The organism is Thioalkalivibrio versutus (assembly GCF_001020955.1).
GTDB classification, from domain to species: domain Bacteria; phylum Pseudomonadota; class Gammaproteobacteria; order Ectothiorhodospirales; family Ectothiorhodospiraceae; genus Thioalkalivibrio; species Thioalkalivibrio versutus.
This window is the reverse complement of sequence record NZ_CP011367.1, coordinates 860,785-874,543: the sequence shown is the minus strand read 5'-3', so window position 1 is coordinate 874,543 and position 13,759 is coordinate 860,785. Positions and strand designations below refer to the sequence as shown.

10 protein-coding genes are annotated in these 13,759 nt (G+C 67.1%); 1 reads left to right on the top strand and 9 read right to left on the bottom strand.

Annotated elements, in window-relative coordinates; genetic code table 11:
- Positions 1-168: 168 nt before the first annotated feature.
- Together znuB and znuC are read right to left on the bottom strand one after the other, a co-directional pair.
- Positions 169-990, bottom strand: a complete 822-nt coding sequence (gene znuB / locus TVD_RS04150; protein ID WP_024325872.1) for a zinc ABC transporter permease subunit ZnuB — start codon at positions 988-990, stop codon at positions 169-171.
- Entirely contained in the window at positions 987-1,820 is an 834-nt protein-coding gene (gene znuC, locus TVD_RS04145; protein WP_047250887.1) for a zinc ABC transporter ATP-binding protein ZnuC, read from the bottom strand. The genes znuB and znuC overlap by 4 nt, the downstream gene beginning before the upstream one ends.
- A 44-nt stretch (positions 1,821-1,864) precedes the next feature.
- Here znuC and TVD_RS04140 point away from each other — a divergent pair, with 44 nt between their 5' ends.
- Positions 1,865-2,950: a zinc ABC transporter substrate-binding protein ZnuA gene (locus TVD_RS04140; protein ID WP_047250886.1), complete on the top strand. Its 1,086-nt coding sequence runs from the start codon at positions 1,865-1,867 to the stop codon at positions 2,948-2,950.
- Between the two features lie 189 nt (positions 2,951-3,139).
- Here TVD_RS04140 and TVD_RS04135 read toward each other — a convergent pair whose 3' ends face one another.
- From TVD_RS04135 to gcvH, 7 genes are all read right to left on the bottom strand, one after another.
- Positions 3,140-3,499: a diacylglycerol kinase gene (locus TVD_RS04135; protein WP_026182146.1), complete on the bottom strand. Its 360-nt coding sequence runs from the start codon at positions 3,497-3,499 to the stop codon at positions 3,140-3,142.
- 24 nt (positions 3,500-3,523) lie between these two features.
- Complete coding sequence (locus TVD_RS04130) at positions 3,524-7,066, bottom strand: PAS domain S-box protein (protein WP_047250885.1); 3,543 nt, start codon at positions 7,064-7,066, stop codon at positions 3,524-3,526.
- A 31-nt stretch (positions 7,067-7,097) separates the two neighbouring features.
- Positions 7,098-9,470, bottom strand: a complete 2,373-nt coding sequence (locus TVD_RS04125; protein ID WP_047250884.1) for a sensor domain-containing diguanylate cyclase — start codon at positions 9,468-9,470, stop codon at positions 7,098-7,100.
- Between the two features lie 246 nt (positions 9,471-9,716).
- Entirely contained in the window at positions 9,717-11,225 is a 1,509-nt protein-coding gene (gcvPB, locus tag TVD_RS04120; RefSeq protein WP_047250883.1) for an aminomethyl-transferring glycine dehydrogenase subunit GcvPB, read from the bottom strand.
- 81 nt (positions 11,226-11,306) lie between these two features.
- Entirely contained in the window at positions 11,307-11,834 is a 528-nt protein-coding gene (gene tpx, locus TVD_RS04115; protein ID WP_047250882.1) for a thiol peroxidase, read from the bottom strand.
- A gap of 65 nt (positions 11,835-11,899) precedes the next feature.
- A complete protein-coding gene (gene gcvPA / locus TVD_RS04110; RefSeq protein WP_018176401.1) occupies positions 11,900-13,252 on the bottom strand; it encodes an aminomethyl-transferring glycine dehydrogenase subunit GcvPA in 1,353 nt (450 codons plus the stop codon).
- 84 nt (positions 13,253-13,336) lie between these two features.
- Positions 13,337-13,729: a glycine cleavage system protein GcvH gene (gcvH, locus tag TVD_RS04105; protein ID WP_018169373.1), complete on the bottom strand. Its 393-nt coding sequence runs from the start codon at positions 13,727-13,729 to the stop codon at positions 13,337-13,339.
- Between the last annotated feature and the right edge of the window lie 30 nt (positions 13,730-13,759).

The following is a 13,759-nucleotide window of genomic DNA, read 5'->3' as shown; positions in this document are numbered from 1 at the left end:
AAGCGACCTGCGGCGGGCTATTTGCGCCCCTGGACGATCCCCCTGACTGGCTGACCCTCGTGGCAAATCAGGAACAATCTTTCTCTGTGCCCCCTAGGGTGCACAATCGCCCGGATCCTTAGCCCGTTCTTCGTGCCTTCGTGCGCTTCGTAGTGAAGAACGGTGTTGTCAGCGCCCGCCAAAGTGGGGGATCAGGCGGCCGGGCAGCAGGTGGACCAGGATAAAGCCCAGCATCGCGGCGACCACGATGGTCGGGCCGGTCGGGGTGTCGTACTGGAAGGAGCCCCACAGCCCGGCCCCCACGGCCAGCATGCCGATGATGCCGGCGAGGATCGCCATCTGCTCGGGGGTGGCCGCAAAGCGCCGCGCACTGGCCGCCGGGATGATCATCAGCGCCGTGATCAGCAGCACGCCGACCACCTGCATCGCCGCCGCGATCACCAGCGCGATCAGCAGCATCAGGCCCAGCCGCACCAGCAGCACCGGCACACCCTCCACTTGGGCGAGCTCCTCGTGCACCGTCAGCGCCAGCAGCGGGCGCCACAGCAGGATCAACAACAGCAGGGCCACGCCCCCGCCAATGGCGATGGACAGCAGGTCCCCGGTGCCGACCGCAAGGATGTCACCGAACAGGTAGGCCATCAGGTCCACCCGCAGCCCCTCGATGAACGTCACCGCGACGATCCCCAGCGACAGGGCGCTGTGCGCGAGGATCCCGAGCAGGGTGTCCGACGCCAGTTCCTGGCGCCGTTGCAGCAGCACCAGCAGGATGGCAATCGCCACACACACCAGCGTGACCATCAGGTTGAGATTCAGCCCCAGCAACACGCCCAGCGCGACGCCCAGCAGCGCCGAATGGGACACGGTATCGCCGAAATAGGCCATGCGGCGCCAGACCACAAAGGCCCCCAGCGGCCCCGCGACGGCGGCCACCATCAGCCCCGCCAGGAGGGCACGAATCAGGAAATCGTCGAGCAGGCCATCCATCATCGGGAATCGCCCCCGGGACCGGGCCGGTGGGCATGGCCGCAGCCGGTGTGATGTTCGTGTACATCCCCGGCCACATCGTGCACGTGGTCGTGATCGTGCCGGTAGACGCCGATCCCCTGCATGTCCGTCTCCGGGAACAGGCGCTGGTACTCGGGATGCCGCGATACCTCCTCCGGCCGGCCGGTGCAGCACACATGCTGGTTCAGGCAGATCACCGCGTCGGCCCCGGCCATCACCAGGTGCAGGTCGTGCGACACCATCAGCACCCCGCAGCCGGTCTCGTGGCGGATGTCATCGATCAGCTTGAACACCTCGCCCTGGCCGACAATATCCACCCCTTGGGCGGGCTCGTCCAGCACCAGCAGGTTCGGGCGATTGAGCAGGGCGCGCGCCAGCAGCACCCGCTGCATCTCGCCGCCGGAAAGCGACTGCACCGGCTTGTGCAGCAGATGCGGCACGCCGACCCGCTCCAGGCCTTCGCGCAGGACGGCCTCCGGGGCCCGCTGGCGCAGCGTCAGAAAACGCCGCACCGACAATGGCAGCACCGGCTCGATCTGCAGGCGCTGCGGCATGTAGCCGATGCGCAGCCCGCGCCGGCGTTGTACCCGGCCCTGTCCCGGCTTCCACAGTCCCAGCAGCACTCGCAACAGCGAGGTCTTGCCCGCCCCGTTGGGGCCGATCACCACGGTCACCTCGGCCGGCCGCACCTGGACCGAGACATGATCCAGGATCACCCGCCCGCCGCGTTCCAGCGAGACGTCGCGGGCGGCCAGCAACGGCGAGGCGTCCGTCGCCGGTTGCGCGTGCGGGGAAGGGGTTTCGCGATTCATATTGGTATACTATAACGTTATTGAATCCGATGGAGAATCCTCCCATGCGCTTTGCTGCCCGCCGCCCGACCTTCCTCGCCCTGCTCCTGGCCCTGGCGTTTCTGGTGACGGTGGCCACGCCCGCGCAGGCCGACAGCCCGCGCATCGTCGCATCGATTCTACCGATTCACAGTCTGGTTGCCGCGCTGGCCGGCGACACCCACGAGGTGGAACTGCTGGTGCCGGCCAGCGCCTCGCCCCACGGCTATTCCATGCGTCCCTCCGAGGCACGGCGCCTGCAGCAGGCCGACCTGGTGGTCTGGGTGGGTCCGGAGCTCGAGGGCTTTCTGGAGCGCTCGCTGCACGGGATCGCCGACCGCGCGACGGTCATCAGCCTGATGCACGACCTCGATCTCGATCTTCTGGAGGGCCGCACCGGGGGCGTATGGGAAGGCCATCATGACCACGGCGACGATGGCGGCCATGGGCATGACGATCATCCCCACGACGATCACAACGGACACGCGGACCACGCACACGACCATGACGCGCACGACCACGATGCTCACGGCTCGGATAATCATGGACACGCCGCGCATGACGACGGGCACGGGCATGCACATGGCGATTACGACAGCCACCTGTGGCTGTCGCCGGGCGTCGCACGGGCCATCGTCGAACAGCTTGCGGAGCGCCTCGCGGAACTCGATCCGGAACAGGCCGCAACGATCCGGGACAACCGGGACGGCCTGCTCCAGCGCATCGACGAGATGGACGCCAGGATCGCCGAGCAACTGGCGCCGGTACGCGACCAGCGCTTCATGGTGTTTCACGACGCCTACCAGTACTTCGAGCAGCACTATGGCCTGAACGCGGCCGGCTCCATCAGCGTCGATCCCTCGCGCATGCCCGGGGCCCGCCGGCTGTCCGAACTACGCGGCCGTCTGGCCGAGGGCGATGTCGCCTGCCTGTTCACCGAACCGCAGTTTCGCCCGGCGCTGGCGGAAACCGTGGCCGAGGGTACCGGGACCCGGCTCGGCATGCTCGATCCAATCGGCGCGGAGCTGGAGCCTGGCCCCGATGCCTGGTTCCTGCTGATGCAGGGTATGGCGGACGGCTTCACCGACTGCATGGCACATAACGGCTCCTGACGGACACGCGGCCCCACCTCCGGACGCTGCGCATCGCCGCCCCACCTTCCTGTGCCGTCACCCCGGAAACCGCGTAGCGGTTATCCGGGATCTCCCACGCCGGGACAGCCCCCGAGGCCGGATATCCCGGCTCTGCGCTTCGCTTCGGCCGGGGTAACCAAAGGGAAAAGGCCCGGATGCCCACCGCGGTCAGAGCAGGATCAGCCCCCACACCAGCGCCGCCAGGAGGAAGCTGACCAGCACCGCGGCCGAGGCCATGTCCTTGGCGCGCGCCGACAGCGGATGGCGCTCGTCGCCAAACCGGTCGATTGCCGCCTCCACCGCCGAGTTCAGCAGTTCGACCACCAGGATCAACAAGGCACTGCCGGCCAGCAGTGCCCGCTCCACCCCGCTCTCGCCCAACCAGATCGCCAGCGGCAGCAATACCGCGAGCAGCGCCAGCTCCTGACGAAACGCCGACTCGTGTTGATACGCCTCGCGCAGCCCGCGCCAGGAATATCCGAAGGCATGCAGCACCCGACTCAGGCCCCGCCGGCCACTATGCGCCACCTGGATTCCCCTCGGTGCGTCCCGTCATGCGGCGGGTGGCGGCGCCAGGGCCACCCGGTTGCGGCCCTCGCGCTTGGCGCGGTAGAGCGCCTCGTCGACGCGCCGCAGCAGCTCGCCGCGCGGCTCGCCGGAATGGAATGCCGCCACGCCGAGGCTCACGGTCACCTCGCCCACCCGGGGAAAGGGATGCCCGGCCACGCGCGCCCGGACCAACTCCGCCACCCGGGCGCCTTCCTCCGCCGCGGCGCCCGGCAGCAGGACCATGAACTCCTCGCCGCCCCAGCGGCCGAGTACATCCACACTGCGCAGGCGCTCGCCCGCAACCCGGGTCACCTCCTGCAACACCACATCCCCGGTGGCATGGCCATAGGTGTCGTTGACCTTCTTGAAGTGATCGAGATCGAACATCAGCAGCGCGAACCCCTGTCCATACCGCTCGGCACGCCGGACTTCGCGGTCCAGCAGGCTTTCGAAATAGCGCCGGTTGGCAACCCCGGTCAGGCGATCATAGAAGGCCTGACGCTCGAGTTCCGCCTGGTTGCGTTCCAGCTCCTGCTGCGCGGCTTTCAGCTCGGTGATATCGACCGCCGTCCCGGCCACCCGGGTCACCCGACCCTCGGTGTCCGCAATCGGGTAGCGGCAGACGCGGACCCAGCGCTGCTCGCCGTCCGGGCGCCGTATGCGGAAGGTCTCGTCGGCCGTTCCGTCGCCGAAAGCCCCGGAGAGAAACACCGCGTCCACCCGAGCGCGGTCCTCCGGGTGCACGGCCTCCAGCATCGCGGCCGAGTCGCGGTACACGTGCTCACGACTGTATCCCCAGACCCGCTCGTAGGCCGGATTGACGTACAGGATCGAATGCTCGTCCTGCAGCCAGAAGACCTCGTTCACGGAGCCGGCCAGTTGCCGGAAACGCGCCTCGCTCTCGCGCAGGGCATCCTCCACGGCCTTGCGTTGCGAGATGTCGCGCAGGATGGTCGAGATCTGCCGCACCTGCCCGTGATCATCACGGCGAACGATGATCACCTGGGACACCGGCACCACGCGGCCTTCGCCATCCAGTACGGCGGTCTCGCCCTGCCAGATGCCCTCGCGCACCGCCACCGGGGCCGCCTCCTGCAGGATTTCGTCCGCGGCCCAGGGCGGATGAAACCGCCGGATCGCGCCCTCCAGGGACCCCACCTCGGCCGGCAAGCCCCTTGTGTTCCAGCCGGTCTCGGGGTCCCACGGCTCTCCGGAGGCCGGTGGTAGACCGAACAGGGCACGCCCACCCGCATTCAGGAACAGCATGCTGCCGTCCGGCCCGTGCATGCCGACCACATCGGGGGTGTGCTCCAGGATCCCGACCAGACGGCGCAGATTTTCCTCCAGCGCGCGACGAGCAGTCACGTCCTGCACCGTCCCGATCAGGCGTCGGGGCTTGCCCCCGGTATCGCGCTCGACCGCGCCGCGCGTGTGGACCACGCGCTCACAGCCATCGGGCCGCAGGACGCGGAAATGAATGTCGTAATCCCCGGTCTCCAGCGCCGATTCCACCGTGGCGGCCACGCGGTCCCGGTCGTCCGGGTGCACCGCCTGCAGGAAGCCCGCGTAGTTCGCCTCCCGATCCTCCCGCCGCAGGCCGAAGATACGATAGACCTCGTCCGACCAGCGCGTGCGATCCTCCTGGATCGTCCAGATCCAGCTCCCCACGTGCGCGATGCGCTGCGCCGCGGCCAGTTCCTCGCCACGCTCGCGCAGGGCCTCCTCCATCGCCACCTGCTCGGTAATGTCGATCATCACCCCGTGCCAGACAATGCTGCCGTCGCGGCGCGGTGCTTCCGGCGTCGCACGGCCCTCGACCCAGAGCGTCCCGCGTATCGGGTGACGGACGCGGTAACGCACCTGCCAGGGCCCCAGCGTGCGCGCCGACTCCTCGATGCTGGCCTGGATGCGCGGAAGATCCTCGGGGTTGACCCGGGCGAAGGCGGCATCGGCGTCCTCCTGGACCTTGTCCGGAGACAGCCCGTACACCCGCTGGACGCCTTCGCTGACGAACGGGAAGGCATGCCGCCCGTCCGGATACAGGCGGTATTGGTAGATCGCCCCGGGCAGGTGGCTGGTTGCCTTGAGCAGTCGGGCCTCGCGTTTGCGCCGGGCGGTCTGGTCCTGGAACGAGACCACGGCGCCGTCGACCCGCCCGGATACGTCGAACGTGGGTGCGCTAAAGACGCTCACCGGAAACAGGGTGCCGTCGGCCCGCGCGAAGTGATCGTCCCAGGATTCCAGCGGTTTGCCGGTCTCGAGGACGCGGTAGATCGGACAGGCCTCGGGCGGATAGGGCGTCCCGTCCACCAGGGTATGATGGTTGGTCGAATGCGCGTCCCGCCCGAGGGCATCGCCTTCGCTCTCGAAACCGAGCAGGCGGCAGGCCGCCGGGTTCAGGAAGGTATAGCGGCCATAGCGATCCAGGCCAAACACCCCTTCGGCCAGGCTGCCCAGCAGGCGCGTCTGGAAGGCCTCGGCCGCCCGCAGCTCGGTGACATCCTCGATCACCCCGTCGAACACGAACCGGCCATCCGCATCCTCGGTCCGGTAGGCGGTGATCCGGGCACGGAAGGGCCGTCCCCGCAGGGTCCTCAGGTCCACTTCGCGACCGACCACCCGCCCATAAGCCTCGAGATCGCGACTGAACACATCGCGCTCGAGCGGATCGCGGTAGAGCTCGCGGACCGGCGTCGAGCGCAGTTCGATCTCGTTGGCGGCCTCGAACAGCTCCATCATGGCCGGATTGAGACGGACAAAGCGGCCCTCCGGCCCCGGGGTGTTGCGGTAAACCCCCACCGGAAGGCGACCGAAGGCCACGCCGTAGAATTCCAGCTCGTGTTCGTAGCGACGGGTCTCCGACACGTCGTGAATGATCGAGTAGAGGTACCGGTTCCCGTCCAGCACCACCGGGCCGGAGTACACCTCGACATCGCGAATCTCGCCCCCGCAAATGCGGTGGCGAAAGCGGAAGAAGCGGCGTTCCTCGCGCGCCGCCCGCTCCATCTCCGCATGCACCTCGTCCGCCGAAAGGGTATTGATGTCCTGGATGCGCATGCCCTTAAGCGCCTCGGCCGAATAGCCGTAGAACGCCTCCGCGGCCGGGTTGGCATCGACGATCGCGCCATCCTCCGGGTCGATCAGCAGCTTCGGGGCAGTATTGGCGGTAAAGGTCTGTTCGTAGACCTGGGCGGCCGAGTCGCCCGGCGCCCGGCGCTGGATGGTGGCAAGCCGCCCGTCCGGGTCGGGCGCCAGCACCAGCGTGCAGGCAACCGCCGTCGCGTCCTCGACGTTCGGCGCCCTCAGCGAAAGCTCCAGGGTCACTTCGGCGGAGCCTGCGCGCCCGAGGGCGTCCATCAACGCCTTGTGTTGCCCCTGCGGCACACAATCGGCCAGCCGCACACCATGGAGGTCGTCCGCCGCGCAGCCCAGCCATTCCGCCAGGCGCGCATTGGCCGCATGGATGCGACCACTGGCCTCCAGAAACACCAACCCCACGGCGGCCCGGTGGAACAAGCCGGCGCCTGCATGCCCCGCAGGATCCATCAAGTCTCCCTCAGCCGGTTGGCCGTGGCCGTCAATCCTGCCATACGACCCGATTGCGCCCCGAGCGCTTGGCCCGGTACATCGCATCGTCCGCACGCTTGATCCAGTCCTTGATCGCCTCGCCACGACGACACTCGGCCACCCCCAGACTGATGGTCACCCGCCCGACCCGGGGCAGATCCAGCGCGGCCACCTGCCGGCGCAGATCCTCGGCCAGGCGGCAGGCATCTTCGGCCCGGGTACTGGGCAGCATGACCATGAATTCCTCGCCGCCCCAACGACCCAGCACATCGGACTGGCGCAAGCGTTCGCCGGCCGTCGCCACCACCCGGCGCAGGACCTCGTCGCCGATGTCGTGGCCATGGGTGTCGTTGATCCGCTTGAAGTGGTCCAGATCCAGCATCACCAGCGAACAGGGGTCCGCATAGCGCTCCGCCCGCCGGGCCTCCTGCTCCAGCAATGCCTCGAAATGGCCCCGATTGGCGGCATCGGTCAGTGTGTCGTAGAAGGCCTGATATTCCAGCGCAGCCTCCAGCTCCTTCTGCCGCGAGATGTCGTGGAACATGGCGATGTAGTACTCGATCACACCGCTGGCATCCCGGATCGCGGTCACGATCTCGTGCAGGGGGAAGATCCGGCCATCCTTGCGCCGGTTCCACACCTCGCCGGACCAGTGGCCGTTTGCACGCACCGAGTGGAACATCTCCTCATAAAATCCGCGGTCCTGACGGCCCGAATTCATGATGCGCGGATTCTGGCCCACCGCGTCTTCCTCGGTGAATCCCGTGAGCTCGGTAAAGGTCGCATTGACGCGCTGGATCGTACCCCCGACATCGGTGATGAAGATGGCCTGACTGCTGTCGAAGGTCGCCGCCAGCAGACGCTGCTCCTGCTCCAGATGATGGCGTTCGGTGATGTCCTGGACCGTGCCGATCATCCGCTGGACGCGTCCGTCGGCATCGAACTCTACATAACCGCGTTCGTGCACCACACGCTCTTCGCCGTCCGGGCGCAGAACCCGGTGCACGATATCAAGCGCCCCGTCCCCACCCAGCGAGGCATCCACCTCGGCCTGGACCCGTTCGCGATCGTCCGGATGCACCGCATGCATAAAGGCCTCGTGCGTCCCGCCCCATTCACCGCGGGACATCCCGAAAATCCGGAAGACCTCGTCCGACCAGCGAACCTCGTTGCGGGCAAAGTCCGACACCCAGTTGCCGATATGCGCGATGCGCTGGGCCTCGGCCAGCTCGCGCTCGCGCAGATGCAGGACCTCTTCGGCTTGCACCCGTTCGGTGATATCCAGGATCACCCCGAACCAGAGCACACTGCCATCCTCCAGTGCCTCGGGACTGGCGTGCCCTTCCACCCAGATCTCGCCGCGCTCGGGGTGGCGCACGCGATAGCGCTGACGCCACGATTCCAGGCAGCGCATGGAGCCCTCGATACTGGCGGCGACACGGTCGACATCATCCGGGTGGATCACGTCGAAGACGCGGCGGGCATCGAGCATTACGGCCTCGGGCGTCACGCCGTACACATCGACCATGCCCTCACTGGCATACGGGAACGCGGCATGGCCATCCGGGTGCTGGCGGTACTGGTAGATCACCCCGGGCATGTTGTGCGCAATCTTTTCCAGATGGCGCTCGGTCTCCACCCGCGCCCCCACGTCCTGGAAGGCACCCACCAGTTCGACGACCGCGCCCTGACCGTCGCGGATCGCGGTCACCTGATCCTCCAGCCATTGCCAGTGCCCGCTGGGCATGCGCTGGCGATAGCTCAGACGACAGAATCCGCGCGCGCCCTCGGCCAGCCAGCGCTTCACCTGGCCGACACAGCGACGAAAATCCTCGGGGGCCAGATGGGTCCGCAGCCAGTCCGGCTGGGTCGTGATCTGTTCCGGTGTCCAGCCAGTGACCGCCTGCACGTTGCGGCTGAGCCAGGTCATGGTGCCGAAGTCCGACGGGTCCATGGTGTAGATCACCGCGGGACTGGCACGCAGCAGGGTCTCGGTACGCTGCTCGGCCTCCTTGCGCGCGGCGATGTCGGCAATCACGACCAGCAGCGCCTCGGGACAGTCCTCGGTGGCCGGGATTCGACTCGTGGTCATTTCCACCCAGCGCGTCTGGCCGGTGGCTTCCAGCAGACGCGCCTCGAAGCTGCTGGTGCTGCAATCCCCGTTCAGCAGGGCGTGACGCCGCGCGGCGCAACGCTCCCGGTCGTCCGGGCACACGTAGTCTTGCAGGATCGCGGCGGTCAGATCCGCCGGATCGCAAGCCAGCAAGGCGCCCAGGCGGGGATTGGCGCGCAGGATGCGCCCCTCGGTATCCATCTCGGCCAGCCCCACCGGCGCATGCTCGAACAGCGCCGCATAGCCGTGGATGGCACAAATCTCGCTCATCGGGTTCCTTGTCCGTCTGCGTCTCTCTTTGCGGAGACTTCGTCAAAGACACGCCCGGCGTGTCTTCTGCCCTCGGACCTGGCAGTGGATTGATAGACTGAATCCAGAAAACTACCAGATAACAAGTCTGGTTTCCGCTTGACCCCACAAAAAGGCGTTTACTGCCCCGCAAAACGGAAACGCCCCCGACAAGCGGGGGCGTTTCCGAACGAACCAGGAAGCCCGGGGCCGGCCCCGGGAATCCCGTCAGCCGTGCGTACCGGTGCGCGGCGCGCTGGCGTCCCCGTCCTTGGCGGGCTGGAACACGACATCCAGCGCCTTGGCGGCGGCCACTTCGTTGAAGCGCCGGTTCGGTAACGTGTGTGGCGCGCTCTTGATCGTTTCCATGTCGTTCTCCGACTCGGCCAGGATGCAGGCCATCGCCTCGACAAAGCCGTCCAGGGTCTCTTTCGACTCGGTCTCGGTCGGCTCCACCAGCAGGCACTCCGGCACCAGCAGCGGGAAGTAGGTGGTCGGCGCATGGTAGCCGTGGTCGAGCAGGCGCTTGGCCACATCGCCCGCAGTCAGTCCACGTTCCTTGGCCTGCTTCTTCATGGTCACGATGAACTCGTGGGTGGCACGGCGCTTGGGATAGGCCAGGTCGAACCCGGCTGCGGCCAGTTCGCGCGCCAGGTAGTTGGCATTCAGGGTCGAGAATTCGGAGACCCGCACCATGCCCTCGCGCCCCAGCATGCGCATGTAGATATAGGCCCGCAGGAGCACACCGGCGTTCCCGGCAAACGCGGACAGGCGCCCAATGCTCTGCGGACGATCGGATTCCTCGGCAAAGCGGTAGCCGCCCTGCTCGGCTTCGATCACGTGCGGGATCGGCATGAACGGCAGCAGCCGTTCGGCCACGCCCACGGCACCGGAACCCGGTCCACCGCCACCATGCGGCGTGGAGAAGGTCTTGTGCAGGTTCATGTGGATCACGTCGAAGCCCATGTCGCCCGGGCGCACCTTGCCGAGGATCGCGTTCAGGTTGGCGCCGTCGTAGTACAGCAGGCCGCCGGCCTCGTGCACGATGCCGGCAATCTGCTTGATGCGCCGTTCGAACACGCCCACGGTGGACGGATTGGTCAGCATGATCCCGGCGGTGTGCGGACCCACGGCGGCCTTCAGGGCCTCGATATCCACGTCACCGGTATCGTCGGTGGGGATCTCGCGCACCTCGTAGCCACACATGATCGCGGTCGCCGGGTTGGTGCCGTGGGCGGCATCCGGCACGATGATCTCGCGGCGCTCGGTATCGCCGCGGGAATCGTGGTAGGCGCGGATCATGGCCACACCGGTGTACTCGCCCTGGGCGCCGGCCATCGGCGCCAGCGACACCGCCTTCATGCCGGTCACTTCCTTCAGCATCTCCTGCAGTTCGAACATCGTCTGCAGGAAGCCCTGGCTGTGGCTGGCCGGAGCCAGCGGATGCCGGTTCAGGAACCCCGGCAGCATCGCCAGGCTGTTACAGGCGCGCGGGTTGTACTTCATCGTGCACGAGCCCAGTGGGTAGAACTCGGTGTCGATGGAGAAGTTCTTCTGCGACAACCGCGTGTAGTGCCGCACCACGTCCAGTTCCGAGGCCGCCGGCAGACCCGGGGCGGACTTGCGCTGCAGATTCGCCGGGATGCGGGTCGCGGCGTGGTCGCGCGGCGCCTGGGCCACGGCCGAGCGGCCGGCGCGGGAACGTTCGAAGATCAGATTGGCTTCAGTGGTGCTCATAGCGGTTTCTCGCTTGCGTATTCGGGTGACGGCGACCGGGCACAGGCCCGGCCACCGGCGGCACGGAGGGACTCCGGCCGATTACTGGGTCGGGCTCAGGTTGGCCCGATCATCCAGGGCCGCGAACGCGGCGTCGTAGTCCGGCTCGTCGCCGATCTCGGAGACCAGCTGGGCGTGCATCACCAGGTTGTCGGTATCCAGCACGACCACAGCGCGCGCGGTGATCCCGGCCAGCGGGCCGTCCTGGATCAGCACGCCGTAGTCCTTGGCGAAGTTGCGATCGCGCATCATCGACAGCACGGTCACGCGTTCCAGGTTCTCGGCAGCGCAGAAGCGGCTCATCGCGAACGGCAGGTCGGCGGAGACGATCAGGATCTCGAGATCCGGACGGCTGGCGACCATCTCGTTGAACTTCTTGGTGGAGTCGGCGCAGACCGGGGTATCCAGGCTGGGCACGATGGAGATCAGCTTGCGCTTGTCGCCGAAGTCGGCCAGCGAGACATCCTGCAGATCCTTGTTGGTCAGCTTGAAGTCCGGGGCCGGCGAGCCCACGTGCGGCAGATCGCCGTTGGTGTTGATCGGATTACCTTGCAGCTTGATTTCGGCCATGGTTGCCTCCCGGCTTGATGTGTATGGCGCTTGGTGTCGTTGACCGTGGGAAGCCGATAACCGCCTCAGGCGGCCTGCTCCCAAGTGGTCACGTACTGCTCCAGGTCGGATTCGGTCTTGGTCTCGGTGGCGCAGGCGAGCACGCAGCCATCCAGCTGCGGATAGTCCCGGCTCAGCTCGAGGCCCGCCAGCACGCCGGCATCGGCCATGGTCTGCACGCGGGTCGCGGCATCGCCGCCGAAGTCCAGCGCGACTTCGTGGAAGTACTCGCCGGTAAAGCGCGGCTTGATGCCCTTGGCGGCCAGTTTTTCCACCAGCGCATGGGTGTTGGCGTAGCAGGCCTCGGCCACGCGGGTCAGGCCCTCGTCACCCAGCAGCGACATATGGATCGTCGACGCCGTCACCACCAGGCCCTGGTTGGTGCAGATGTTCGAGGTCGCCTTGGAGCGGCGGATATGCTGCTCGCGCGCCTGCAGGGTCAGCACGAAACCGGGCTTGCCGTCGGCGTCCTCGGCACGGCCGACAATGCGCCCCGGCATCTGCCGGATATGCTTTTTCAGCGTGGTCATGAAGCCGTAGTACGGCCCGCCGGACGACAGCGGCGCACCCAGCGGCTGGCCCTCGCCGACCACGATGTCCACGCCATTGGCGCCCCACTCGCCCGGCGGCTTCAGCAGCGCCAGCGAGACCGGGTTCACCACGGCGATAACCGGGATGCCGCGTTCCTCGGCCCACCCGGTCAGGGCATCCACGTCTTCCAGGATGCCGAAGAAGTTGGGCTGGCTGATCACCATGGCGGTGACGTCGTCGTCCGCATACGGCGCCAGCGCCTCCACCGGGGTCTGGCCGGTGGTCTCGTCGAACGGCAGTTCGACCAGTTCGATGCCCTGGTTGCCGATCAGCGTCTTCACCACCTTGCGATAGTCCGGGTGCAGCGCCCCCGGCAGCAGCACGCGCTTGGCCTTGGAACGGCGATTCACGCGCACCGCCATCAGCACGGCCTCGGCCAGGGCGGAGGCGCCGTCATACAGGGAGGCGTTGGAGACCTCCATCCCGGTCAGCCGGCTGATCATCGTCTGGTATTCGTAGATCAGCTGCAGCGTGCCCTGGCTGGCCTCCGCCTGGTACGGCGTGTAGGCGCTGTAGAATTCGCCGCGGGTAGCGATCTGCCACACGGCGGCCGGGATGTGGTGCTCGTAGGCACCGGCCCCGATGAAATTCGATGGCATGCCGTCCTTCGCAGCCCGCTCCTGCATCAGGCGGGTGATGCCCATCTCGCTCTCGCCCTCGGGGATCCCCGTGAGTGGCGGCGCACGCAGGTCGGCGGGAATCTCGTCGAACAGGTCCTCGACGGATTCGGCGCCAATGCTGTCGAGCATGGCACGGATGTCTTCTTCGGTATGCGGGATAAACGGCATGTCAGGTCTCGCTTTCGCCGATTGCGGCGAAGTTCGGTTGGGTCCCGGCCGGACGCGGCCGGGACCGGTGATACGCGGCTACGCTCAGGATTCCGCCTCGACGTGCGCGGTATAGGCATCCGCGTCCATCAGCGCATCCAGCTGGCCGGCATCGGACGGCTCCACCTTGAACAGCCAGCCATCCTCGAAGGGCGACTCGTTGACCTTCTCGGGGCTGTCGGCCAGGTCCTCGTTGACCGCGGTCACCTCACCGGAGATCGGCGCATAGATATCCGAGGCGGCCTTGACCGACTCCACCGTGGCGCAGGCCGTGCCGGCCTCGATGGTGCTACCCGCTTCCGGGGCCTCGACAAACACCAGATCGCCCAGCAGTTCCTGCGCGTGATCGGTGATACCCACGGTCACGCTGCCGTCGGCCTCGCTGCGCACCCACTCGTGGCTTTTGGTGTACTTCAGATCCTTCGGTGCTTCGCTCATGACATCTTCCTTTTGCTTGTTAGATCCCGC